19 protein-coding genes are annotated in these 25,823 nt (G+C 65.1%); 16 read left to right on the top strand and 3 right to left on the bottom strand.

The window, feature by feature from the left end:
• Positions 1 to 2: 2 nt before the first annotated feature.
• The 10 genes from dusB (at position 3) to hflX (ending at position 12,874) form a co-directional block, all read left to right on the top strand.
• A complete protein-coding gene (gene dusB / locus ACTXGA_RS01555) occupies positions 3 to 983 on the top strand; it encodes a tRNA dihydrouridine synthase DusB (protein ID WP_443391335.1) in 981 nt (326 codons plus the stop codon).
• A gap of 14 nt (positions 984 to 997) precedes the next feature.
• Complete coding sequence (locus ACTXGA_RS01550) at positions 998 to 2,065, top strand: two-component system sensor histidine kinase NtrB (protein ID WP_443391334.1); 1,068 nt, start codon at positions 998 to 1,000, stop codon at positions 2,063 to 2,065.
• On the top strand, positions 2,066 to 3,436 hold the full coding sequence (locus ACTXGA_RS01545; protein ID WP_443391333.1) for a response regulator: 1,371 nt from the start codon (positions 2,066 to 2,068) through the stop codon (positions 3,434 to 3,436). It abuts the gene before it with no gap.
• A gap of 110 nt (positions 3,437 to 3,546) precedes the next feature.
• Positions 3,547 to 5,829 (top strand): sensor histidine kinase NtrY-like, encoded by a 2,283-nt coding sequence (locus tag ACTXGA_RS01540; protein WP_443391332.1) that lies wholly within the window; start codon positions 3,547 to 3,549, stop codon positions 5,827 to 5,829.
• Between the two features lie 33 nt (positions 5,830 to 5,862).
• On the top strand, positions 5,863 to 7,278 hold the full coding sequence (gene ntrX / locus ACTXGA_RS01535; protein WP_443391331.1) for a nitrogen assimilation response regulator NtrX: 1,416 nt from the start codon (positions 5,863 to 5,865) through the stop codon (positions 7,276 to 7,278).
• 20 nt (positions 7,279 to 7,298) lie between these two features.
• Positions 7,299 to 7,898, top strand: a complete 600-nt coding sequence (locus ACTXGA_RS01530; protein WP_443391330.1) for a hypothetical protein — start codon at positions 7,299 to 7,301, stop codon at positions 7,896 to 7,898.
• 372 nt (positions 7,899 to 8,270) lie between these two features.
• The gene (trkA, locus tag ACTXGA_RS01525) at positions 8,271 to 9,647 is read left to right on the top strand and encodes a Trk system potassium transporter TrkA (protein WP_443391329.1); all 1,377 of its coding nucleotides are present in this window, start codon (positions 8,271 to 8,273) and stop codon (positions 9,645 to 9,647) included.
• Positions 9,648 to 9,716: 69 nt separating this feature from the next.
• Positions 9,717 to 11,225 (top strand): TrkH family potassium uptake protein, encoded by a 1,509-nt coding sequence (locus ACTXGA_RS01520; RefSeq protein ID WP_443391328.1) that lies wholly within the window; start codon positions 9,717 to 9,719, stop codon positions 11,223 to 11,225.
• Positions 11,226 to 11,360: 135 nt separating this feature from the next.
• Entirely contained in the window at positions 11,361 to 11,600 is a 240-nt protein-coding gene (gene hfq, locus ACTXGA_RS01515) for an RNA chaperone Hfq (protein WP_023849333.1), read from the top strand.
• Between the two features lie 17 nt (positions 11,601 to 11,617).
• On the top strand, positions 11,618 to 12,874 hold the full coding sequence (gene hflX / locus ACTXGA_RS01510) for a GTPase HflX (RefSeq protein ID WP_443391577.1): 1,257 nt from the start codon (positions 11,618 to 11,620) through the stop codon (positions 12,872 to 12,874).
• 3 nt (positions 12,875 to 12,877) lie between these two features.
• Here hflX and ACTXGA_RS01505 read toward each other — a convergent pair whose 3' ends face one another.
• The gene (locus ACTXGA_RS01505) at positions 12,878 to 13,762 is read right to left on the bottom strand and encodes an aminoglycoside phosphotransferase family protein (protein WP_443391327.1); all 885 of its coding nucleotides are present in this window, start codon (positions 13,760 to 13,762) and stop codon (positions 12,878 to 12,880) included.
• Positions 13,759 to 16,224, bottom strand: a complete 2,466-nt coding sequence (locus tag ACTXGA_RS01500; protein WP_443391326.1) for a penicillin acylase family protein — start codon at positions 16,222 to 16,224, stop codon at positions 13,759 to 13,761. Before ACTXGA_RS01500 ends, ACTXGA_RS01505 begins: the two co-directional genes overlap by 4 nt.
• A 102-nt stretch (positions 16,225 to 16,326) precedes the next feature.
• On the opposite strand from ACTXGA_RS01500, the gene ACTXGA_RS01495 reads away from it, so the two are divergent.
• From ACTXGA_RS01495 to ACTXGA_RS01485, 3 genes are all read left to right on the top strand, one after another.
• On the top strand, positions 16,327 to 17,199 hold the full coding sequence (locus ACTXGA_RS01495) for an NAD(P)-dependent oxidoreductase (protein WP_443391325.1): 873 nt from the start codon (positions 16,327 to 16,329) through the stop codon (positions 17,197 to 17,199).
• Between the two features lie 491 nt (positions 17,200 to 17,690).
• The gene (locus tag ACTXGA_RS01490) at positions 17,691 to 20,945 is read left to right on the top strand and encodes an Rne/Rng family ribonuclease (RefSeq protein ID WP_443391324.1); all 3,255 of its coding nucleotides are present in this window, start codon (positions 17,691 to 17,693) and stop codon (positions 20,943 to 20,945) included.
• Between the two features lie 379 nt (positions 20,946 to 21,324).
• Positions 21,325 to 21,720 (top strand): cupin domain-containing protein, encoded by a 396-nt coding sequence (locus ACTXGA_RS01485; protein ID WP_443391323.1) that lies wholly within the window; start codon positions 21,325 to 21,327, stop codon positions 21,718 to 21,720.
• 286 nt (positions 21,721 to 22,006) lie between these two features.
• On the opposite strand, the gene ACTXGA_RS01480 is transcribed toward ACTXGA_RS01485, so the two are convergent.
• On the bottom strand, positions 22,007 to 22,228 hold the full coding sequence (locus ACTXGA_RS01480; protein ID WP_443391322.1) for a sulfurtransferase TusA family protein: 222 nt from the start codon (positions 22,226 to 22,228) through the stop codon (positions 22,007 to 22,009).
• A 111-nt stretch (positions 22,229 to 22,339) separates the two neighbouring features.
• On the opposite strand from ACTXGA_RS01480, the gene ACTXGA_RS01475 reads away from it, so the two are divergent.
• The 3 genes from ACTXGA_RS01475 to ACTXGA_RS01465 all read left to right on the top strand — a co-directional run bounded on the left by ACTXGA_RS01475 (position 22,340) and on the right by ACTXGA_RS01465 (position 25,821).
• A complete protein-coding gene (locus tag ACTXGA_RS01475) occupies positions 22,340 to 23,083 on the top strand; it encodes a cytochrome c biogenesis CcdA family protein (RefSeq protein WP_443391321.1) in 744 nt (247 codons plus the stop codon).
• Positions 23,084 to 23,230: 147 nt separating this feature from the next.
• Complete coding sequence (locus tag ACTXGA_RS01470; protein WP_443391320.1) at positions 23,231 to 24,475, top strand: hypothetical protein; 1,245 nt, start codon at positions 23,231 to 23,233, stop codon at positions 24,473 to 24,475.
• Positions 24,472 to 25,821: a cytochrome P450 gene (locus ACTXGA_RS01465; protein ID WP_443391319.1), complete on the top strand. Its 1,350-nt coding sequence runs from the start codon at positions 24,472 to 24,474 to the stop codon at positions 25,819 to 25,821. Before ACTXGA_RS01470 ends, ACTXGA_RS01465 begins: the two co-directional genes overlap by 4 nt.
• Positions 25,822 to 25,823: the final 2 nt, after the last annotated feature.

The raw sequence follows: 25,823 nt of genomic DNA, 5'->3' as shown, positions 1-25,823 counted from the left end.
ATTTGGGCTTTGATCTTGGAGATCGGCGGATCACCGTTCCCGTTTTGCTGGCGCCGCTTGCGGGAATCACCGATCTGCCATTCCGCACCTTAGTCTCGCGTTTCGGCGCGGGCCTCGTCGTGTCCGAGATGATCGCCAGCGGTGAATTCCTGACCGCGCGGCCCGGCACACGCGAAAAGGCGGAACTGGGCGCGCAGATCGAAAATACCTCTGTCCAGATCGCGGGGCGGGAACCGGAACCGATGGCAGAGGCCGCCCGCATGGTCGAGGACATGGGCGCGCGGGTGATCGACATCAACATGGGCTGCCCGGCCAAGAAGGTGACGGGCGGCTGGTCAGGGTCGGCCCTGATGCGGGCGCCCGATCACGCGCTGCGGCTGATCGAGGCGGTCGTCGGCGCGGTCAAGGTTCCGCTGACGCTGAAGACGCGTCTGGGCTGGGATGAGGATTGCCTGAACGCGCCGGATCTGGCGCGACGGGCCGAGGGGGCAGGTGTGCGGATGATCGTCATCCACGGTCGCACGCGCTGTCAGTTTTACAAGGGGCGCGCCGATTGGCACGCCATACGCAGGGTGAAAGACGCGGTGCAAGTGCCTGTTATTGCAAATGGTGATGTGGTTGGACCGGAGGCGGCGCGGAGCGCGCTGGACCGGTCGGGGGCCGATGGCGTCATGATCGGGCGCGGCGCTCAGGGCGCGCCATGGAAGCTCGCCGAGGTGGCCCACACGCTTTATGGAACACCGGCGCCGGACATCCCGCAGGGCCAGGCGCTGACCGATATGGTCTCCGAACATTATGAGGCGATGCTGGGGTTCTACGGCGAAACGCTGGGCAACCGCGTCGCGCGCAAGCATCTGGGCTGGTACATGGACGCTGCCGGCACCCCCGCCGCATTGCGCAAGCGCCTGCTGACAGAGCGCGATACCCGCGCGGTCCTGCATCTGATCCCCGAGGCGCTGACCGCAGAGACGGAGGCCGCGTGATGGGGGAGGATGAAATGCAGATTTGGTCATCGCTGCCGGTTCCGGCGATCCTGATCGACGCGGATGAGAACATCGGTGACCTCAACCCGGCCGCCGAAGGATTCCTGAACAATTCGGCCAAGTGGTTGAAAGGTCAACCAATCTGGGACCGTTTGGCAGTTGATGCACCGCTGGAAGAAAGCCTTGCCCGGGCGCGCGAGCATGGCACGCCGCTGTTCGTGAACGATGTGGACGTGGGCACCGGCAGCCGCGCGCCGCTGGTCTGCAACCTGCAGATCGCGCCGGTTTCGGGGCGGCCGGGCTGGATGGTGATGCTGATCTCTCCGCGCGAACTGGCCGGGCGCATGACGCAGAGCCATTCGGTCAAATCGGCGGCCAAATCCGCCATCGGCATGGCCGAGATGCTGGCGCATGAGATCAAGAACCCGCTGGCGGGGATTGCCGGGGCGGCGCAGCTGCTCAGCATGAGTCTTGGCCCGGAAGATCTTGAATTCACGGATCTTATCGTCGCCGAAACCCGCCGGATCGTAAAGCTTCTGGAGCAGGTCGAACAGTTCGGAAACCTGTCCGCACCAGAGCTGCGCGAGGTGAATATCCACGACGTTCTGGACCGCGCGCGGCGCTCTTCGCTGCTGGGCTACGGCGCGCATATGAAGATCATCGAGGATTACGATCCCTCGCTGCCGATGGCGCTGGGGGATCCGGACCAGTTGTTGCAGGTGGTTCTGAACCTGATCAAGAACGCTTCGGAGGCCGCTGACCCCAAGGAGGGCGGCACGATCCGGCTGCACACTTTCTATGAACACAGCTTCCGCCTGCGCCGCGCCGACGGTTCGGGCCATTCTCTGCCGCTGCAGATCGAGATCATCGATGATGGCCCCGGTCTGCCCGACGACATCAAGGGAGACATTTTCGATCCCTTCGTCTCGGGCAAGGAGAATGGCACCGGGCTGGGCCTGGCGCTGGTGAGCAAGATCATCTCGGACCACGACGGGTGGATTTCCGTCGACAGCGTTCCGGGCAAAACCGTTTTTCGCATTTCGCTGCCGCGGGCACCGGCGGCGCCAAAGGAGAGCACGTAAATGGATGGCACAGTTCTGGTCGCAGATGACGACCGCACGATCCGCACGGTTCTGACGCAGGCGCTCACGCGGGCGGGCTGCAAGGTTCACGCGACCTCCAGCCTGACCACGCTGATGCGCTGGGTCGGTGAGGGCAAGGGCGACGTGGTGATTTCCGATGTTGTCATGCCTGATGGCAACGGTCTGGAAATGCTTCCGAAAATCGCCGAGGACCGGCCCGGTCTGCCGGTGATCGTGATCTCTGCGCAGAACACGATCATGACGGCGATCCAGGCGGCCGAGGCAGAGGCCTATGATTACCTGCCAAAGCCCTTTGACCTGCCGGACCTGATGAAGCGCACAGCGCGGGCGCTGGAATCGCGCAACCGCGCGCCAAAACGGGATGAGCCGGTGGTGGGCGCGGATGAACCGGATGAACTGCCTCTGGTGGGCAAGACGCCCGCCATGCAGGGGCTGTACCGCCTCGTGGCCAAGGTGATGAACACCGATCTGCCGGTGCTGATCACCGGCGAAAGCGGCACGGGCAAATCCCTGATCGCCCGTGCGCTGCATGATTTCAGTGACCGGCGCACCTTGCCCTTCATCACGGTGACGGCGGCGGATCTGTCCGATCTGGATGGGCCAGCGCGTGTACTTGCGCGGGTCAAGGGCGGAACGCTGCTGATTGATGAGATCGCCGATATTCCCGACGAACTGCAGGCGCGAATCGTGCGCATGATGGATGTGCCGGGCGATCATGTCCCGCGCTTTCTGGCCTCGTCCCAGCGCGATCCACAGTCGCTGATCGAGGACGGCGATGTGCGGCAGGACCTGTTCTATCGTCTGGACGGGGCGGCGATTGCGGTGCCCTCCCTGCGCGAGCGGGTGGAGGACATTCCGCTGCTGGCCGAACATTTCCTTGGCCGCGCCGAACGGGAAGGCTCGCCGAAACGCTGGTTGTCGGAAGGGGCGGCGGACCTGTTCCGCGTCTATTCCTGGCCCGGCAACGTGCGGCAGCTTGAAAACGCAGTGCGCCGCCTGTCCCTGACCAGCCGGGCCGAGGAAATCACGAGGTCCGAGGTCGAGGCGGTGCTGGGCAACCAGCCAGAGACCGGCCCGGTCCTGCGCGGCGGCGACAGCGACAAGCTGGGCGAAAGCGTGCATCGCCACCTGCGCCGCTACTTTGACCTGCATGGCGCGATGCTGCCGCCGCCGGGTCTGTACGGGCGCATCATCCGCGAGGTCGAGGCCCCGCTGATCGAGATCGCGCTGGAGGCGACAGGCGGCAATCAGGCAAAATGTGCCGACCTGCTCGGGATCAATCGCAATACTTTGCGCAAGAAGATCACGGATCTGGATATTCGCGTGACACGCCGCCGGAAGTTGATGTAAAAGAGCCACATAACTGTGGCCCCGCCGCCTCTGCGTGGTGAGAAGGCCACGATAATGGCGGTCGTCGTGACCCGGAGAGTCCGGGCGCGGCACATCTGTGAGGGTTGGCTGTGGCCACGCGGGCACGCTCTACGTTTCAGTTCCCGACTTGGGCGCAGATCACGCGCTTTCGTCGAACCCGGCTATTTCAAAACGTTGCTGCGCTGTTGCTGGTCGCGCTGGGGCCCGTGCTGGCCTTTGCGACCTTCATGGTGCTGGGCCCGCTGGACCAGGGTGCCGGGGCGCTCAGCCTGCGGCTCGTCCTGCTGGCTGATTTGGTCTACGTGCTGTTGCTGGCGGCGCTGGTTCTGGCCCGTGTGGCGCGCATGGTGGCCGACCGGCGGGCGCAATCGGCGGGTTCCCGCCTGCACCTGAGACTGACCGCCGCCTTTGCGATGATGGCGCTTTTGCCCACCGTGACCGTGGCGGTCTTTGCCGTGTTGACCATCAACATCGGGTTGGAGACATGGTTTTCCAGCCGGGTGCAGAACGTGGTCGGCGCCTCTCTGGCCGCGGCCGAAGCCTATGAGGAAGACAGCCGCGCTGGCCTGATTCAGGACGCCCGCGCATTGGCCGGATTTCTGGATGCCAACCGCCGCCGCAACTTTGTCATGGATGACGGGGAACTGCGGCAGGTGCTTAGCCAGGGGCAGGCGCAAATTCAGCGCGGATTGCGTGAGGCCTATGTGGTCAATGGCGCCGGAGAGATCCGTGCGCGCGGTGAACGCTCTTACCTGTTCGATTTCGAACAACCCACTGAGGCGGATTTCCTGCGGGCCGATGCCGAAGGCGTTGTGGTCATTCCCGACTGGGACAACAACGAGATGCGCGCGCTCTTGCCGCTCTCGGCCTATGCGGACCGTTACCTGTACATCAGCCGGGAGGTCGACGGCCAAATCCTGGACCTGCTGGACGAGACGCAGGAAACCGCGCGGTTCTACCAGCAACAGGAAAGCGAGCGGGGCAGGCGGCTGTTTGACTTTGCGTTGCTCTACCTTGGCTTTGCCATGCTGCTGATCCTTGCCGCCACATGGGCGGGTCTGTGGTTCGCCGAACGTCTCAGCCGCCCGGTGGGCCGCCTGACCGGCGCGGCGCAGCGCGTCGGCGGCGGCGATCTGGATGTGCAGGTCAAGGAAGAGGAAGGCGACGACGAGATTTCCATGCTCGGGCGCTACTTCAACCAGATGACCCGCCAGTTGAAGGCGCAGCGCGAAACGCTGCTGGAAAACACGCGCCAGATCGAACGCCGACAGCGGCTGTTCGATTCCGTGCTGTCCTCTGTCACCTCGGGTGTTGTCGGGCTGGATGCCGAGGGCAAGGTGACCTTCGTGAACCGATCCGCCGAACGGCTGCTGGCCTGGCACGAGACTCACCGCTCGGTGCCGTTGGGCGTGGCGGTGCCCGAATTCGCGGCGCTGTTCGACCGGCTGCGCGACGAATTGCTGGAAACCGCGCAGGAAGAGGTCAAGGTCAGCCGCGAGGGCCGGCTGGAACACCTGCTCGTGCGCATGTCGACGCGCCGACGGGAGGACCGCTCGCTCGAAGGGTTCGTTGTGGCCTTTGACGATGTGACCAACCTTGTCAGCGCGCAGCGGATGGCGGCCTGGGGCGACGTGGCCCGCCGCATCGCGCATGAGATCAAGAACCCGCTGACGCCGATCAAACTGTCGGCGGAACGCATCCAGCGCACTTTCGCGGGCAAGCTGGAGGACGAACGCCAGTCCGAAAAGGTGGTGAACCTGACCGAACGGATCGTGCGCCAGACCGAGATCCTGAAACGGATCGTCGACGAGTTTTCGCGCTTTGCCCGGATGCCGGAGCCGGACCGCAAGGCCGAAGATCTGGGCGCGCTGCTGCGCGAGGCGGCGCTGTTGCAGGAAACCGGGCAGCCGGGCGTGCATTTCGTGATCGACATACCCCAAGAGCCCATGTGGGCGGATCTGGATGCGGGCATGATCGGCGGGCAGGCCCTGCTGAACCTGATCAAGAACGCGGGCGAGGCGATCGAAAGCCTGCGCCAGAAGGGCGCGCCCGACGATTTCAAACCGGAAATCCGCGTCAGCGCGCATGTGGCAGAGGATGGCCGCGCCGAGATCCGCATCATGGACAACGGCATCGGCCTGCCCGAAGACCGGGCGCGTCTGTTCGAACCCTACGTGACGACGCGGGACGAAGGCACCGGCCTTGGCCTGCCCATCGTCAAGAAGATCATTGAGGAACACGGCGGCACGCTGGCGCTGGAAGATGCGCCCGCCTTCGCCGAAGGCGCCCATCACGGCGCCATGGCGGTGGTGCGGCTGCCTCTGAACCGCATGGTAGAGGCGCCGCGCGCCCCTGAGTTGGAAGATGTTTGAGTACGATGGAACGAGAGTGAGAGGGCAGAGAAAATGAGCGACATCCTGATCGTCGATGACGAACGCGATATCCGTGAATTGATCGGGGATATTCTCGAAGACGAAGGTTTTCAGACCCGGCTGGCCGGAAACAGCCAGGACGCGATGAACGAAATCAACGCCGAACCGCCGGCGCTGCTGATCCTCGATATCTGGCTGAAAGACAGCAAGATGGACGGGATCGACATCCTCAAGACCGTCAAACGCGACAACCCGGATATCCCGGTGGTGATCATCTCGGGCCACGGCAATATCGAGATCGCCGTCGCCGCGATCCGGCAAGGGGCCTATGACTTCATCGAGAAGCCGTTCAACATCGACCAGCTTCTGGTGGTGATCCGCCGTGCGATGGAGGCCTCGCAGTTGCGGCGCGAGAACCAGCAGCTGAAGCGGGGCGAGGTCAAGGCCGCCGAAATGATCGGTGACAGCGCCGCCTATCGTGCGCTGCTGGGCCAGCTGGACAAGGTGACCAAATCCAATGGGCGGGTGATGCTGACCGGGCCCGCGGGATCGGGCAAGGAAGTGGCGGCGCGCTATATCCACGCGCAGTCCAATCGCGCCAAGGCCCCCTTTGTCACGGTGAACTGCGCTGGTGTCGAACCGGACATGATGGAGGCCATGCTGTTCGGGCGCGAAACCTCCAAGCGCGGGGTTGAACCCGGGCTTCTGGAACAGGCGCACGGTGGGGTGATCTATTTCGACGAGGTCGCCGACATGCCGCACGGCACCCAGTCCAAGATCCTGCGCGTGTTGGTGGATCAGCAATTCACCCGCGTCGGCGGCAACGACAAGGTGCGCGTGGATCTGCGTGTGATTTCCTCGACCAACCGGGATCTGAAGACGGAAATCGCCGCCGGGCGGTTCCGCGAAGAACTGTATCACCGGCTGAACGTGGTTCCGATCGACGTGCCCTCGCTGGCGGAACGGCGCGAGGATATCCCGGTTCTGGCGGGGCATTTCATCGACCTCTTCAACAAGGCGCAGGGCCTGCCGCTGCGCGAACTGACCGAAGAGGCGGTGGCGCTGATGCAGACCATGACCTGGCCGGGCAACGTGCGGCAGCTGAAGAACCTCGTGGAACGGGTTCTGATTCTCGGCGACGGCACCGGCCCGATCGAGGCCCGCGAACTGCCGCAGGAAAGCGGACCCAGCGAAGAGGCCGAGGGCCGCGTTGTGCTATCGGGCACGCTGGCCACGCTGCCTCTACGCGAGGCGCGCGAAGCCTTTGAGCGGGAGTACCTGCTAACCCAGATCAACCGATTTGGCGGCAATATCTCGCGCACCGCCTCCTTTGTCGGAATGGAACGCTCGGCCCTGCACCGCAAGCTGAAGTCGCTGGGCGTCGTGACCTCGGCCAAGTCCGGCGCGCGGGTGGCGCGGGTGGACGAACAGGTCTCGGAAGCCTCCTGAGCGACGGCATGGGGGCGCAGATGATGCTGACACGACGGGCGGCGCTGCTGGGTGCTGCGGCACTTGTGGCGGGCTGCGCGGCGCCGTCACGGGATATTCGCAGCGGAGCGGGCAATGCCTTTGCGGCCACCTCCGGCGGGGCGGACAAGATCGCGACGCTGGAACGCGACATCCTTGCGCTTGGTCCGGGCGTGCTGCCGGTCGAGGCGGCGAGGGTGGCGCGGATCGCGGTGGAAGAACCGCTGGTCTGGGCGCGCCGCTGGGATGCGGTAGACCCGCCGCTGATCCACAACATCATGGTGAACACGGGCCGTAAGCCGCGCGGCCTGTGCAAGGACTGGGCCGACGATCTGGAGGCGCGTCTGCGGCAGGAGGGGTTGGTCAGCCTTGACCTGCACCGCGCCATCGCCAATGCCGACAACCTGCGGATCGAACATTCCACGGTGATCGTTTCGCCGAAGGGAGGCAGCATGCAGGAAGGGCTGGTGCTGGATCCCTGGCGGCTGGGACAGGGGCGGCTGTGGTTCGGTCGCGTGACGCAGGATCCGAAATACCACTGGGTCGAACGTGCGGAAGTGTTTGCCATGAAGCGTGAACGGCGGGCGCGTCAGGGACGGTAACTGCCCGTGGCATTGGCCGGGCGCGGGACGGGACTCGGCCCCTTGCGGGACCATCGCCCGCCCGCCAGCCCGCCCGCAGGTTTCGCTTCAAGGCTCACCAGCAAACAAACCCCGGACAGTGTCCCGAACCCGCCTCTCGCCGATTGATGCCTGAGGCAGCGCTGCCGCCCCCGCAAGGGCAAGCCGTGCTGCGCACGGGGCTGTGCCCCCTTGCAGGGGCGACTGCGCCGCCTCTTTCCGGCATCAGCGAGAGGCGGCTCCGGGAAACAGTCCGCGGGCGGGGGCGTGCCGGGCCGTTGACGGCGGCGCGCGCCCGTGGCAGGGGTTGTGTTCAACCGCCGCAGGACGGCACTTGATCGGGGCGCAGGGCGCATGAAAGTGATCATTTGCGGGGCAGGGCAGGTGGGCTGGCAGATTGCCCGCCATCTGGCCGGAGAACGCAACGATGTGACGGTGGTGGACAACAACCCCGATCTCGTGCGCCGTGCAACGGACACGCTGGACGTGCAGGGCATTTCGGGCTTTGCCTCATATCCCGATGTGCTGGACAAGGCCGGTGCGCGCGATGCCGACATGGTGATCGCCGCCACCTATTCGGATGAGGTCAACATGGTGACCTGCCAGGTGGCGCATTCGGTCTTTTCGGTGCCGCGCAAGATCGCCCGGCTGCGCGCGCAGAGCTATCTGACCGCCATCTATTCCGACCTCTACCGCCGCGATCACATGCCCATCGACGTGGTGATCTCTCCCGAGCGTGAGGTGGCTGAGGCCGCCCTGCAGCGGCTGGCCGTTCCGTCGGCCTTCGACACCGAGAACTTTCTCGGCGGAGAGGCGCAGCTAATGGGGCTGACGATTGACGTGGGCTGTCCCATCGTCAACACGCCGCTGCGCCAGTTGACGGACCTGTTTTCGACCCTGCGCACCGTCGTGGTGGGCGTGCGCCGCGAGGGGCAGCTCTTTGCGCCCGAGGCGGGCGACCAGCTGTTCGAGGGCGACAGCTGTTACATCATGGTCCATGCCGAGGATGTGCAGCGCACCATGGAGATTTTCGGCAAGGCGCATCGCAAGCAGGAGCGGGTGGTGATCGTCGGCGGTGGCAATGTCGGCCTGTCGGTGGCGCGCGCGCTGGAGACGGCCAAGACGCGTATCCGCGCCAAGGTGATCGAACGCAACCGCAAGAACGCGGAACGCGCGGCGGAGGAGCTGGAACGCACCATCGTGCTGCATGGCGATGGTCTGGATGCGGCGCTGCTGGCGGAGGCGGGCGTGGCCCGCGCCGATGCGGCGCTCTGCGTGACCGATGACGACAAGGTCAACATGCTGACCGCCGTGCGCGCCAAGGCCGAGGGCTGTCCCTATGTGATCGCGCTGATCAACGATCCCACGATGGTGCCCCTGATGGATCCCTTGGGCATCGACGCCTACATCAACCCGCGCGCCACCACCGTCAGTTCGATCCTGCGCCACATCCGCCATGGGCGGGTCAGTGCTGTCTATTCCATCGGCGATGCCGAGGCCGAGGTGATCGAGGCAGAGGTGCTGTCGACCTCGCCGATTGCGGGCAACCTGATCCGCGAGGTGGATTTCCCCGAAGGCGTTTTGGTCGGGGCCGTGCGCAAGGGCGACAAGGTGCTCAAGCCCACCGGCACCCTTCGGATCGAAGAGGGCGACAAGATCGTGATCTTTGCGCTTGCCAAGGACGTGCCCGAGGTCGAGCGCCTGTTGCAGGTCTCGATCGATTTCTTCTGAGCGCATGACACGCCGTCGGGACATAGGCCACGCGGGCGCGGCGCAGGGAACAAGCCGGGGCCCTGACCGATGGTATTGATCGCCCGCCTGCCGTTTTTCCTGTTGATGACGGGGCTGGGATCGCTGGCGATGCTGGTGCCCGCGGCCTATGCGCTTGCGATCGAGCAATTCCACGACGCGCGCAGCTTTTTCTACGGCGCCATTCTTGGCCTGATCGTATCGGCGCTGGTGGCGCTGGCGCTGGGCAACCGAAGGCACAATCGCAGCGCCCTGCGGCAGTTGGTGGCGCTGGCGGCGGGCTTTGTCTTCTTGCCGGTGATCTTTGCAATCCCGTTCTACGAAGCCGTGCGGACCACCGGCTTTGTCAGCGCCTATTTCGAAATGGTGTCCTGTTTCACCACCACCGGGATCACCCTGTTCGATCCCACCCGCCTGTCGGGGCCGGAACACCTGTGGCGGGCCGAGGTCGGCTGGTTGGGCGGTCTGCTGATGTGGATCGCCGCCTCTGCCATCCTGGCGCCGCTGGCGCTGGGCGGGTTCGAGGTGACGGCGGTGGGGGAGCCGGGGCAGTTGAGTGCCGAGGGCGCCAACAACACCGGCCCCTCCAGCCCCGACCAGCGGCTGATGCGCAGCGCATACGTGCTATTGCCGATCTACAGCGGGCTGACACTGGCGCTGACGGTCATGTTGCTGGTGGCGGGGGATCCGCCCCTTGTGGCGCTCAGCCACGCGATGGCGGTGATGGCGACCTCGGGGATTTCGCCGCTGGCCTCGCTGGGCGCGGCGCCCAGTGGTCTGGGCGGCGAGATGATCCTTTTCGTCTTTTTCTTCTTCGCCCTGTCGCGGCTGACCTTCTCGACCGACACGCGGCATGGCAGCGGGCTGGCCTATGATCCGGAGTTCCGCCTTGGCGTCATCATCGTCATCGCGGTACCGCTCTTGATGTTCCTGCGGCACTGGCTGGCGGCCTTCGACGTGGGAGAAGAACAGAACTGGATTGCCGGGCTGCGCGCGCTCTGGGGCGGGCTGTTCACCGCCCTGTCGTTCCTCAGCACCACGGGGTTCGTCAGCGGGGACTGGGCCACGGCGCAGGATTGGTCCGGGCTGCCCACGCCGGGAATCATCCTGATGGGGCTGGCGCTGGTCGGGGGCGGCGTTGCCACCACCGCCGGTGGGGTCAAGCTGTTGCGGGTCTATGTGCTGTACCTGAACGGAGCGCGGGAAATCGAGCGGCTGGTGCATCCGCATTCCGTTGGCCGGGCCGGGCCGATGGGGCGGCGCATCCGGCGCGAAGGGGCCTTTATCGCCTGGGTCTTCTTCATGTTCTTCGCGCTGACGCTGGCGGCTTTGGTCCTGATTCTGGGGCTTTACGGGATTGATTTCGAACGCGCCAACGTGCTGACCATCGCCACCCTGTCCAACACCGGGCCGCTGGTGGGGGTGGGGTCCGAGACCGCCATCGACCTGTTGTCGACCTCTTGGGACCTGCGCCTGATCCTCTGCGGCGCGATGGTGCTGGGGCGGCTGGAACTCTTGGCGGTGATCGTGATGATCAGCCCGGATCTGTGGCGCGATTGACGACCCCTGTGGCACAGTTGCCCTTTGGGCAGGTCTTGTTCCGTTTTTCGGCTGGAAACTCCCGTCCGGGCAAGACATACTCAGCCAGACGAGGGCCGCCCGGCGCGCGGGCAACGCAAGAACAAAGGCAATTCAATGGCTTCTGACAGACAGAACCTGCAGGACGCGTTTCTCAATCACGTCCGCAAGACCAAGGTCCCGGTGACCGTCTTCCTGATCAACGGGGTCAAGCTGCAGGGGGTCATCACCTGGTTCGATAATTTCTGCGTGCTTTTGCGGCGCGATGGCCAGTCGCAGCTTGTTTACAAGCATGCGATTTCGACCATCATGCCCAGCCAGCCGATCAATCTGTATGACGGCGAAGGGGACGCGTGAAAGAACACGCCGAACCAGTGACCCGCGCCTGGGTCCTGCATCCTGACATCAAGAACGATCCGGACCGTCGCGATGCGAACAGGGCCTTGGAAGAGGCCGTGTCGCTGGCGCATGCCCTTCCGGGACTGGAAATCGCGGGGGCCGAGGTTGTGCCGCTGCGCGACCCGCAGGCCGGTGCGCTGTTCGGCTCTGGCAAGATCGCCGAACTGCGTGACCGTCTGCATGACGCAGAGGTGGAACTGGTGTTGGTCGACGGGCCGGTGACGCCCGTGCAGCAGCGCAATCTGGAAAAAGAGTGGAAGGTCAAACTGCTCGACCGGACCGGGCTGATTCTCGAGATTTTCTCGGACCGGGCCGCCACACGCGAAGGCGTGCTGCAGGTCGAGATGGCGCATCTCAGCTATCAGCGTACGCGGCTGGTGCGGGCCTGGACCCACCTGGAACGGCAGCGGGGCGGATTGGGGTTTGTCGGCGGTCCGGGTGAAACCCAGATCGAGGCCGACAGGCGCGCGATCGACGAACAGCTGGTGCGCCTGCGCCGCCAGTTGGACAAGGTGGTCAAGACGCGTGAGCTGCACCGCAAGGCGCGCGCCAAGGTGCCGTATCCGATTGTCGCCCTTGTGGGCTATACCAACGCGGGCAAGTCGACGCTGTTCAACCGGCTGACCGGGGCAGAGGTCATGGCCAAGGACATGCTTTTTGCAACGCTGGACCCGACCATGCGGGCGGTGCGCCTGCCCACCGGGGCGGACGTGATCCTGTCCGACACCGTTGGTTTCATCTCCGACTTGCCGACCGAACTGGTCGCGGCCTTCCGCGCCACGCTCGAAGAGGTGCTGGCGGCGGATGTGGTCGTGCATGTGCGTGACATTTCTCACCCGGAGACCGAGGCGCAGGCACGGGACGTGCGCACGATTCTCGACAGCCTTGGCGTGGATGAGGACACCGCGCAAATCGAACTGTGGAACAAGCTGGACCAGTTGGACCCAGAGGCGCTGGAAGCAGCGCGGATCAGGGCAGGGCGCGACGACGCGGTCTTTCTTGTCTCTGCCATCACCGGTGAGGGTCTGCCCGATTTCCTTGAGGCGGTCACACAGGCGCTTGGCGCCGAGCGGCGGCAAGAGGAACTGATCCTCGGCTTTTCCGAGGGGCGCCAGCGCGCGTGGCTGTTCGACAAGGGCTTGGTCGAGCAGGAGCGTCAGGAAGAAGACGGCTTTCACCTGACGGTGGTGTGGTCGGCGCAGGACCGCGCGCGGTTCGAATCGATGGGCTGACCGTCAGATAAACGGTCGATCCGACGCCAGCAGCCTTTGCGCCACCTTCAGCCGCAGCGCCTGCCGGGTCGAGGGGGCAGGCGGCGTGTTCGCCTGTACCCAGAGACAGAAACACCGTTGCAGGAACAGCCGCACCTGCGGGTCCGTGTTCGCGTCGCCGTAACCGGCGACAAGCGCCGCAACCTGTTCCTCATCGCCGCCCAGTGTCAGCACATCCAGCGCCAGCGTGAACAGATCGCGCAGCGGTTCGTCCTCGCGCCGGTTTTCGAAATCGATGCCCCAGACGCGGTCATCGCCGCTGAGCATCAGGTTGGACAGGGTCATGTCCCGATGCGTGACCGCGCGCGTGGACGGCAGGCCATTCAGGGCCGGGGCCATGTCCCGCGCCGATACCGCCGCCGCCTGAAAGCCCGTGAAATCCGCAATGGGGCGCCCTCCGGCGGCGCCCTCCGCCATCAGCCGGTCCAGCCAGTTCACCTGACCTGTCGGGTCAAAGACGCAATCGCGCCGCGTCAGCCCGTGAAACACCGCCAGCCAGCCGCCCGCCGCCTCGGCCAGGCCGGCCGAGCCTTCGGGCCATAGCGCGGCAAGGCTGCGCCCATTGACCCGCACCATCCCCAGCGCCTGCAACTCCTGATCCACAAAGCGGATGCGCGGCACGCGAAACCGCCCCTGGGACATGGCCCGCGCCGCCTGCCGCTGCTGCCGCGCCTGCCGCTGTGCCCGCGCGCCATCCGTCCAGACCTTGACCACCACCGCGCCGCACGGCCCTTTGGCGGAAAACAGGAAAGCATCGCCGCCGCCGCCCGACAACGCCTCGGGCAGCGCCCCGTCCCAATGCCTGCGCAGGGCCTCGACGGCGCGCGCCTCGGCCTCTGCGGGGGTCACGGTTTGATCAGCCGGGTGATCCCGACCGAGGCCGCCCTCGCCAGATCGATGTCCAGCGACATGGGGATGAACTCTCCCCGCCGCCAGAGCTGTCCCAGATCGTCATAATGGCGCGACAGCGGATGTCCGGACTGGCCCGTGGCGGAGACAAAGACCGAACTGTCGGGATCGGCAAAGTCATAAACCCCGCGATAGCCCGCGCCGTGCACGTTGGCAAAGGGATCGGGGTCCGTGCCGGATGTCCGCCCCCGCATCAGCGTGTGATCGCCGCCGGATGTGCTTTGCTTGATGTTCACGAAATAGCGCAGCACCGGGATATCCCCCAGCACCGGATGGCGGTGCGTGGCGGAATGCGCATCGCCCCAGCGCAGCGATTCCAGCGAGGTGCCGAATTCCTCACCGATCCAGATCAGCGCGTCGTCCAGCGCCATCCGCGAAATGTCGGAACAGGTTTCCACCGCGACCGACCGGATCACGTCGCACCACTTGGACGCCCCGTCCACATCGCGGAACACCCGTTCGATGAACAGCGGCTCCACATGGTCGAACTCATCCGCCAGCGGGCCAAGATCGTCGCGGATCAGCCGGTCCTGCAGGGCGCGCAGCCAGGCGGCATAGATCAGCGGTTCAGGCAGGTGTTCGTTCATCTCGCCGGTCCAGTCGGCCAGCAGGTCCAGCGCGCGCTGGCGCTGTCGTTCGGGGGTGCCAGCGGCGGCGGCCTCTCCGGTGAACCACAGGTCGCGCCCCATCAGCGGCAGCAGGGTGCGCGCGGCGGGGGACACGGTGTCCAGCTGCGCCTCGATGAAACTGTCCCGGGTGTGGACCTTGCGGCCCTGCATCATGGTTTCCCAGCGCTGGATGCGCTGACTGTCGCCCCAGTCGAAACTGACGTGGTTCGGAAACGGGCGATCGGTGATCTTGTTGTTGGTGTTGCCGACGATCCCGCCTCGCGGGGCAAGGAATTCAGGATTGGCCGAATAGGGCAGCAGCCCCTGCCATCGGTTGGCTTCGATCCAGCCGCGAGAGGGCAGGCGGCCAAGGCTTTCGTGGCCCTCATCCCGGCGCGGCATCGCGCCCACCAGTTTCAGCGCCACGGTATCCGTATCCACCAGCGCAAGGTTCTGCGAGGGCGCCACGTAAAGCCGCGACACCTCCAGCGCCTCTTCGACAGAACCCGCCATCATCAGCCCGATCGCAGCACTGGCCGAGGTGTCCTGATCCGACAGCGCCGTCCAGGCCAATGAGACGACATGCCCCTGCGGAGTGATCTTGTCGAGATTGTACTGAGAGCCGGGCAGCACCGGCCCGTTGTCCGTCCACAACAGGTTCAGCGTGACCGGCGCCTCATCCTTGATCCGGATGATGGACTGGCGTGTCTTGAAGGGTTTGAACCCGTCCGGCGTGCGGTACTGTCCCGGCGTGTTCGGGTCGATCTCTTCGAAATAGAGGTCCTGATCGTCGAGATAGGAAGAGGTGATCCCCCAGGCCAGCTTTTCCGACCGGCCCGCCATGATCGCCGGGATGCCCGGAACCGTGCCGCCGATCACCCCGCCGGAGGACAGTTGCAGCCGCGCCAGATACCAGATCGACGGCGCGGTAAAGCCATGATGCGGATCATTGGCCAACAACGTCCCGCGAGAGGCGGAGCGGTCCGGCGCTGCTGCCCAGACGTTCGATGCCCCGGCAAGCCCGCGCGGCGCAACCGGCGTCAGGAAATCGCCGCCTTTCGGCGTGGCCTGCGCGTATTGGGGCAGGGGCCCCGGCAGGATAGAGGCGAACTCGGGCAGGGCGGCCACGCCTTCGCCGGGGATGTCGGGCAGAATATCCTTCAGGCGGTCCTCGTCGCCCAACAGCAGGGAGGTCCGCGCGCGCAGCACCTCTTCGGGAATGTGTCCCGACAGTTGCAGCGCCATCAGTTTCATGATCGCCAGCGAATCCGCCGGTTGCCACGGCGCGATGGCGGCATTGAACAGGAAATATTCCGGCGCGCCGCGGCCAAGGCTCTGCTCGTTGATCTCGGTGATGCGGGCGTTGACGCCTGCGGCATAGGCCTCCAGCGCGTCCAGCGTGCGCGCGTCCTGCACCTCGACCGAGGCCTTGGCGGCGGTATAGAGGTCCAGCCGGCGCAACAGCGTATCGGTGCGCACGCTGCGGCGGCCGAAAATCTCCGACAGGCGGCCCTGCGCGGTGCGCCGCATGACCATCATCTGCCACAGCCGGTCCTGCGCATGGGCATAGCCCAGACCGAAAAACGCATCCCGGTCCGACAGCGCCATGATATGCGGCACGGCGGAATTATCGCGCACGATCTCGATATCGGCGGTGATCCCGGCCACGGCGCGGGTCTTGTCGTATTCGGGCAGCGATCGCGAGGCGAGGTAGTAGACCAGCAAGGTCCCCAGAACCACCAGAGCGACCGCAGCGGTGGCGATCCGCAGGAGCCATCGGAACAGAACCGGCATTTCCCTCTCCGTTCACTTGGGGTAGGTCAATCCGGGACGCATTAAACTGCCGGGCCTGCAATGCCAAGGGGCGGGCCGGAGACGGCGACAGGAGGTTTTCACATGGCAAAAGTTGCATTTCTGGGGCTCGGCGTGATGGGCTATCCGATGGCCGGGCATCTGGCCAAGGCCGGGCATGAGGTCACGGTTTACAACCGCACCTTTGCCAAAGCCGAAAAATGGGTTGCAGAACATGGCGGCACGGCGGCTCCCACGCCCAGAGAGGCGGCAGCCGGCGCCGATTTCGTCATGGCCTGTGTCGGCAATGACGACGATCTGCGCGGTGTCTGTTCCGGCGCTGACGGGGCCTTTGCCGGGATGACTGAGGGGGCCACATTTGTCGATCACACCACCGTGTCGCAGCAGGTGACGCTGGAACTGGCCGCCGTGGCCGCCGAACGCGGGCTGGCCTTTGTGGATGCGCCGGTCTCGGGCGGGCAGGCGGGGGCCGAAAACGGCCAGCTTGTCATCATGTGCGGCGGCGATCAGGCGCGCTATGACGCGGCAGAGCCGGTGATGATGGGCTACGCCAAGCTGTGCAAGCGGCTGGGCGAAAGCGGCGCGGGCCAGTTGTGCAAGATGGTCAACCAGATCTGCATCGCCGGTCTGGTGCAAGGCCTGTCCGAAGGGCTGCACTTTGCTGAAAAGGCCGGGCTGGACGGCGCTGCGGTCGTGGACGTGATCGGCGGCGGCGCGGCCGGATCATGGCAGATGGTCAACCGCTACAAGACGATGATCGCCGATGAATTCGAACATGGTTTTGCCGTCGACTGGATGCGCAAGGATCTGGACATCTGCCTGCGCACCGCCAATGAAACCGGCGCTTCGTTGCCGGTCACGGCGCTTGTGGATCAGTTCTACAAGGACGTGCAGAACATGGGCGGCGGCCGCTGGGACACTTCCTCCCTGATCAAGCGCCTGCGCGCGCTTAGCTGAGATCTTGGACGGCACCCGCCCGGGGTGCCGTCCAATCGGCCTGCAAACTACCGTATTTCCGGGCCTGCGCGGGCCTTGCGACCCCGTCCCGTGCCATGGCCTCGACAGCCTATAAACGCCTATTGTCATTTCCCCATGCCTGCCCTTATGTTAGCGGGCAGGCCGTGCGCACGCTGATGTGCCGCGCCAGACAGTTTCGCTGAACCAGCGCCAACACCACTGGACACGTTCAGACCGATCGGGCCGAAAGGCCACAAGACCCGCCCGGAACGCCACAAGCGACGGGCTCAATGAATGGGCGCAGCACGGCAAACGGCCGGTGACATGCGTCGGAGAAGAACCGCGATGAAGCGCGCGAACCATTTGAGGCACGAGGCAGGGAACAGATGTTCCCGCCGTGTCGTCGCGCACCATCTCGCCCTGACAAGACACGCCACACCCGCAGGGGTCCCACCGGGGCCCAGGCGCAGTTTCGCGTGCAAACGGACACAATGCCTAAGAAAATGCTTATCGACGCCACCCACGCGGAAGAGACCCGCGTCGTGGTGGTGGACGGAAACAAGGTCGAGGAGTTCGATTTTGAATCCGAAAACAAGCGGCAGCTTGCCGGCAATATCTATCTAGCCAAGGTCACGCGGGTCGAACCCTCGCTGCAGGCGGCTTTTGTGGATTACGGCGGCAACCGCCACGGTTTCCTTGCCTTCTCGGAAATCCATCCCGACTACTACCAAATCCCCATCGCGGACCGTCAGGCGCTGATGGCCGAAGAGGAAGAGGCCGCCAAGGCCGCCGCCGAGGAAGAGGACAAGCCGAAGAAATCGCGCTCTCGCTCGCGCAAGAAATCTTCGAAACCGGCCTCTGAGAAATCGGAACAGGCGAAATCCGATCAGCCGAAGGCGGACAAGCTCGAGGAACCCGCGGCCAAGGTGGCGCGCGAACCCAGCGGCATGGAAACCATCGATCTGGACGACGATCTGGAAAGCGGTGAGCCCGGTGAGGGCTTGTCGCCCATGGAAACCGTGCACGAAACGCCGGTCGAGGAACCCGTTGATCCCGAGCCGCAGGCAGAGCCCGCGCCTGTCGAAGAGCCCGTTTCCACACCCGTCGAAGAGCCTGTTTCCACGCCGGAAGTCGCAGATCCTGCCCCGGCAGAGGTGCCTGCACCCGACACGACACCGGAAACCGACACCATCGCCAGCGCCGCGCCAGAGGATCTGTCGCCGCTGGAGCCGATGACCAGCGCCGAACCGGTCGAAACAGCCGAACTCGACGCGTCCGACGACGCCGTCGAGACCGACACCCCGCCGCGCCCCATCGCCGAAGGCACCAAGGGTGAGGACGAGATCGTCACCCAAGAGCCCGAAGGCGCGGAACCCTCCGAGGATCCCGCCCCGGAACAGGCCGAAACGCCCGAGCCGGAAGCCCCCGAACCGCAGGCCGAAACCGCAGAGGCCGCCGCGAAAGACGTGAGCGACGAGGCCGAAACCTCCGAGGATGACGCCGACGATTCGGACGATGAGGACGAAGACGACGACAACGACGGGGACAACGACGACGCGGCCTCCCGCGACGCCTCCATCGAGTCCGTGGCCGACGACGACACCGAAGAAGACATCCGTCCGGTCCGCAAGCCGCGCCCGCGCCGCTACAAGATCCAGGAAGTCATCAAGGTCCGCCAGATCATGCTGGTGCAGGTCGTCAAGGAAGAGCGCGGCAACAAGGGCGCCGCGCTGACCACCTACCTGTCGCTGGCCGGTCGCTACTGCGTCCTGATGCCCAACACCGCGCGCGGTGGCGGCATCAGCCGCAAGATCACCAACGCCGCCGACCGCTCCAAGCTCAAGACAATCGCGAATGAGATCGACGTGCCCAAGGGCGCGGGCCTGATCATCCGCACCGCCGGGGCCAAGCGCACCAAGACAGAGATCAAGCGCGACTACGAATACCTGCAGCGCCTGTGGGAGCAGATCCGCGCCCTGACCCTGCAAAGCATCGCACCCGCCAAGATCTACGAAGAGGGCGACCTCATCAAACGCTCGATCCGCGATCTCTACAGCCGTGAGATCGACGAGGTCTGGGTCGAGGGCGAGCGGGGATACCGCACGGCCAAGGACTTCATGAAGATGATCATGCCGTCCCACGCCAAGAACGTGAAACATTACACCGACCAGATGCCGCTCTTCGCGCGCTATCAGGTCGAATCCTACCTTGGCGGCATGTTCAACCCGACCGTGCAGTTGAAATCCGGCGGTTACATCGTGATCGGCGTGACAGAGGCGCTGGTGGCGATCGACGTCAACTCCGGCCGCGCCACCAAAGAGGGCTCGATCGAAGAGACCGCGACCAAGACCAACCTGGAGGCCGCCGAAGAGGTGGCGCGCCAGCTGCGTCTGCGCGACCTCGCCGGCCTGATCGTCATCGACTTCATCGACATGGATGAGCGCAAGAACAACGCCGCCGTCGAGAAGAAGCTGAAAGACAAGCTGAAAACCGACCGCGCGCGCATCCAGGTGGGCCGCATCTCGGGCTTCGGCCTGCTCGAAATGTCGCGCCAGCGTCTGCGCCCCGGCATGATCGAGGCGACGACTCAGCCCTGCGCGGCCTGCCACGGCACCGGGTTGATCCGCTCGGACGACAACATGGCGCTGCAGATCCTGCGCCAGATCGAGGAAGAAGGCGTGCGCCGCCGCTCGCGCGAGGTGCTGGTGAAATGCCCGGTGGGCATCGCCAACTACCTGATGAACCAGAAACGCGAACACGTCGCCATGATCGAGGCGCGCTACGGCATGTCCGTCCGCATCGAAGGCGATCCGCATCTGGTTGCGCCCGACTTCTCCATCGAGAAGTTCAAGACCGCGACCCGCGTGGTGCCAGAGGCGACCGCGCCGGTGGTCTCCGTCGACACCTCGCTGATGGATCAGGTGGACGAGGACGCCGAACTTGAGGCCGAAGAGGAAGAGCCGGAGGCCGAAGAGGCCGTGGCCGAGTCCGAGGCAAAGACCCCGGAAAACGGCGAAGATGGCAAACCCAAGAAGCGCCGCCGCCGTCGGCGTCGCCGGTCCAAAGGCTCCAAAGAGGGTGAAAACGGCGATTCGCAGGATGACGGTCAGGACGATGACGACAATTCTGCCGATGCGGACAAGGTGACAGAGGCCGCCGAAGGCGACCAAGCCACCGCGCCCGACGCCGAAGAGGCCGAAGCGGCGGAAGCGGACGACAAGCCCAAGCCCAAACGGACGCGCTCGCGCTCGCGCAGCCGGTCGCGGTCTTCGTCGAAGCCCGAAACCGATGCGGCAGAGACCCCGGCGGAACCCGTCGCGGCAGAGGCAGCCAAGGCCGAACCGGCCCCCGAGGCACCGCAGCCAGAGCTGGAGATCGCCGAGGCCCCGACAGCCGAACCCGTCGCGGCAGAGCCCGCACCGGCGCCAGAGCCCAAGCCGGAACCCGAAGTGGCAGAGGCGCCCAAGCCGGAACCGGAACCCGCGCCAGAGCCGCAGGCCGAAGACGCCAAGCCCAAGCGCACCCGCCGCAAGGCCGCGGACATCATCGCCGCAGTGGCGGCAACCCCGGTCGCCGAAGCCGCAAACGGGCAGGCTGACGCCGTCGAGGCCGAACCCGCCGAAGCCGCTGAGGCCAAGGTCGATACGGTGGCAGCAGAGGCGGCCCAGGACCCGGCACCGGAACCGGAGGCCGCCGCCGAAGAGGACAAGCCCAAGCGCCGCGGTTGGTGGTCACTCGGGCGCTGATCCAGCCCCGACAAAGCACAGACAAATCCTTGAAAAGCCCCGCTCTCCAGCGGGGCTTTTTCGTTTCGCAGGGCAGGGTGCCGGACCAGGAAGGTTAAGTTCAAACCGGCCAACATCCGCAGATTTTTAAGGGCGTTTGCAGGACTCTGAAACTGTCGCGCGCTCCTTCGGCCTCGGGGATCTTGGTGACAGTAGTGCGGTGCCCTGAACAAAAGGCAGTTCTGAGATGCAAAAAATCGCTCTGAAGTGCCGATAGAAGACGAACGCCGCGCAGGTCTTGATCAAGGTCAACGACCCGTTTCACCAGTGCGGTAGGACTGCGGGAATTCCAGACACGGCGCATTTGGGCGCCGCCACACTGTTCACAAGGGGTTTCGCCATGAAGGGCTTTGCAGACAACATCGAAAAACTGACGCTGGACAACGCTGACTTCCGGCAGGTGCTGTATACGGGCCAGAACCTGCAGCTGGTGCTGATGACGCTTCAACCCGGCGAAGAGATCGGAGAAGAGATCCACGATGACCGCGATCAGTTTTTCCGCTTTGAGGCCGGTGTCGGAGAGGTGCTGATTGACGGCACAGCCAACAGGGTCAAGGCCGATGACGGCGTGATTGTCCCCGCCGGGGCCAAGCACAACGTGGTCAACACCGGCTCCGAGCCGCTGCGGCTGTATACGATCTACGGCCCGCCCGAGCATCTGGACGGCACCGTGCACAAGACCAAGGCAGAGGCCGACGCGTCCCACGAACATTTTGACGGGAAGACAACAGAGTAATCTCGCCCGGACGGCTTCGGACGGCAGCGGCCTCCGCACATCCGACCAATCCTTCACGACGCCCCGCAGGCCAACGCGGGCGCGTCGTGGCCCTTGGGATTTCGTGCCGATCAGTCCTTGATCCCGCCCCGCGCAAAGCCCGCAAAGGGGCGCTCCTGCGCGTGTGATTTTTCGGTCCCGTGGAGGGGCCCTTTCCAAACAAAGGGTTAATTTCCCTCTGGAAGCCATTGAAGTCGTTGCGTCAACTTGTTGTCCACGCGTGGACACCTCCCCAAGGGCCGCAGGCTCACCCCTTGCGGATCGTCCAGGTGATCGCCTTGCCGTCCTCGGCATGGCCTTCCAGAACATGGCCCGACTCGGCGCAGAAATGGGGTACATCCACCACCGCCGCCGGATCGTCCGTCATCAGGATCAACAGCTCCCCCGAGGCCAGCGCCTGCAGCCGCTTGCGGGCCTTCAGAACGGGCAGGGGGCACAGCAGGCCAAGCGCGTCGAGTTCATGTGTCATACCCGTGATCTAACGCGGACGGCCCGCCTTGAAAAGCCACCCACCTCCGCACGCGATGATGTGACCGCATCGCGAGGTGACGCCGCCGCGCGGATGGCCTAAGACCGGTTCATGTTCGGAATCGAGATCATAGACGCATCGCTGCTGCCCGCCATGTTCGTGGCGCTGGTGGCCGGCTTCATTTCCTTCCTGAGCCCCTGCGTCCTGCCCGTGGTGCCGCCCTACCTCGCCTACATGAGCGGCGTCTCGATGACCGAACTGGGCAATTCCAGCCGCAAGGCGCTGATCTCGGCGCTGTTCTTCGTCCTCGGCCTGTCCACCGTTTTCCTTCTGCTCGGCGCCGCCGCCTCCGCTGCCGGACGGGCGCTGTTGCAGTATCAGGACTGGTTCAACACCGCTGCCGGGATCATCGTGATGGTCTTTGGCGCACATTTCGTGGGTGTCTTCCGCATCGGCTTTCTGAACCGCGAAGCGCGGCTGGACGCAGGCGACCGGGGCGGCAGCGCCTTCGGGGCCTATGTCCTCGGTCTTGCCTTCGCCTTCGGCTGGACCCCCTGCATCGGCCCGCAACTGGGCGCGATCCTCTCGCTCGCCGCCTCCGAGGCGTCGCTGCCGCGCGGCACGCTGCTGCTGGGCGTCTACGCGGCGGGGCTTGGGATCCCCTTCCTGCTGGTCGCCGCCTTCCTGCCGCGGCTCACCGGAACGATGGCCTGGATGAAGCGCCACATGGAACAGATCGAACGCGCCATGGGCCTGCTGCTCTGGACCATCGGCCTGTTGATGCTGACCGGCGGCTTTTCCGCCTTTTCCTTCTGGCTGCTCGACACCTTCCCGATCCTCGCCACTGTCGGATAAGGGGCGGATAGGCCCCCGGGCTTCTTTGAGCTGAAAAACACCTCGTGGGGAGTCGCGCAGCGCCCCCCACACCCGGCCTGCCACCTGTCACGCCTTACTCTTGTCGAAAACCCGCGTTACCATCCGCGCAACAAAGGGGTGCAGAGGATGGGCACGGATCAGGCCGCAATCGCGCAGGACGTTTCCAGACGCCGGGTCTTTTACATTCCCGGCTACGATCCGATTCACCCCCGCCGCTACCGCGAACTCTACCGCAAGGAAGGCGCGGCGCAGGCGCAGATCTCAGGCTACGAGATCGGGCTGAAACCAAAGCGCAGGGGCGGTCTCTATGGCTGGCAGGTCGAAAGCGAGATCGACGGACGGCAGGTGGCCGCAGACGTCGAGGTGCTGGTCTGGTCCGACATCGTGCGCGACAGCATGTCCGGCACCATCGCCGCCACCTATGGGCAGTTGGTCCGCACCGCGTGGGAATACATCGCCACCGGCGCGCTCTGGCGGCTGATGCGGCTGCGCAAGGGGCCGGTGATCGCCGCCCTGTACCCTATCGGAATGCTGCTGTTGCAGCTCTTGTTGGCCTTTATTCCCGCGTCTGTCGTCGCCACGCAGGGCGAAATCTGGCTGGTTCCGACCCTCGGCTGGGTCGGAGAATTGATCGGGGATCTGGCGGCAATCGCCGTGCTGATCCTGATCCTGCACTGGTTCAAGAAGAAGGACGGCAAGCTGTTCGCCTATTACCTGATGCATGACTACGCCTTTGCGGCGCGATACCGCGGCGCCAATCCGCCCGAGCTGGAGGCGCGGTTGGCAGAGTTCGGCGACATCATCGCCGAGGCGCTGCGCGATGACGTGGATGAGGTGCTGGTGGTCGGCCATTCCTCGGGCGCGCATCTGGCGGTGTCGATCCTCGCGGACCTGATCCGCGCGGGCAGGGTGCCGGCCAACGGGCCGAAACTGGCCTTTCTGAGCCTTGGGCAGGTGGTGCCGATGGTGTCCTTTCTGCGAGAGGCGCATCGGTTGCGCGCGGATCTGAGGTACCTCAGCGCGCGGAAAGAACTGACCTGGGTCGACGTGACCGCCCCCGGCGACGGCTGCGCCTTTGCGCTTTGTGATCCGGTCAGCGTTTCCGGCGTCGCGCCCGAGGACAAGCGCTGGCCGCTGGTGTTTTCGGCCCAATTCACGAAATCGCTCAGCCCGGAGCGCTGGAAGGACCTGCGGTGGAAGTTCTTCCGCCTGCATTTCCAGTACCTCTGCGCCTTTGACCGACCGCTGGACTACGATTATTTCCAGATCACCGCCGGGCCGCTGTCCTTGGCCAGGCGCTATGCGGGTCGGCCGCCGTCGGCCAGCCGGATCGACGTGCCGGTGTCGAAATACACGAGCATCGCCGCATGATGCCGCCGAAACCGGCGGCCCGGCCGGATCGCGTCTCTCTCTTGCGCTATGTGAAACTGTTCCGGCAGGACATCCTCTCGGCCCAGCCCGCGCGGCTGTACCGGGCCAAGATGGCCGAATTTCGCACGCCGTTCTTTCGCTCTTACCTGCTGAACCAGCCCGATCTGGTAAAGACGGTGCTGAAGGACCGCCCGATGGACTTTCCCAAGTCCGACCGCATCAGCGAAGGTCTGCGCCCGCTGCTGGGACGCTCTGTCTTTCTGACCAACGGGGCAGAGTGGCAGCGGCAGCGGCGCATCATCGACCCGGCGTTCGAGGGCGGACGCCTGCGCGAGACCTATCCGGCCATGTGGGCGGCGGCGCAATCAGCGCTGTCCCGGTTGAAAGAGAGGGCGGGCCAAGAGATCGAGATCGAAGAAGTGGCCAGCCATGCCGCCGCCGATGTGATCTTTCGCACGCTGTTTTCCATCCCGATCGAGGACGAGATCGCGCAGGAGGTGTTCCACGAATTCCGTGCCTATCAGCGCACGCAGCCGATCCTGAACCTTGCGGCTTTCATCCCGGTGCCGCGCTGGATGCCGCGATTCTTCCGCCGCGATACCAAGGCGGCGGCGCAGCGGATACGCGCGCTGATCACCCGTCTGACAAAGGATCGGCAGGCGGCCATCGCGGCAGGCACCGCGCCGGACGATCTGGCGACCAAGATCATGACGACGCGCGATCCGGAAACCGGGCAGACCTTTACCGCAGAGGAAATGGTCGATCAGGTCGCGATCTTCTTTCTGGCGGGCCATGAAACCAGCGCCTCGGCGCTTGGCTGGGCACTGTATCTGATGGCGACGCATCCTGACTGGCAAGACAGGGTGGCCGAAGAGGCGCAGGTGCTGCAAGGCTGCGAATTCGCAGATATCTCCAAACTCAGGGTCAGCCGGGATGTGTTCCGCGAGGCGCTGCGCCTCTATCCGCCCGTGCCCATGATGGTGCGCGAAACCACCTGCCCGGAGCGGTTCCGTGACCGTGACATCCCCAAGGGCGCGCAGATGGTGCTCAGCCCATGGCATCTGCACCGGCATGAAAGGCTATGGGACAACCCCGACGGGTGCGATCCGGACCGCTGGCAGACCGAGAACGGCAAGACCTGCGCGCGTGACGCCTATCTGCCGTTCTCTGCCGGGCCGCGGGTCTGCACCGGGGCGGGGTTTGCGATGGTCGAGGGTGTCCTCTTGCTCTCGCTCATTCTGCGGGACCTGCGGGTGGCGCCGGTAGAGGGGCGAATACCCGTGCCGGAGGCGCATCTGACCGTGCGGGCGCGAGATGGGATCTGGCTCCGCGTGTCCCACAGGTGACT

Source organism: Antarctobacter jejuensis, from assembly GCF_052266595.1.
Taxonomy (GTDB): Bacteria; Pseudomonadota; Alphaproteobacteria; order Rhodobacterales; family Rhodobacteraceae; genus Antarctobacter; species Antarctobacter jejuensis.
The sequence above is the reverse complement of the archived record's forward strand: the minus strand, read 5'-3'. Positions and strand labels throughout refer to the sequence as shown.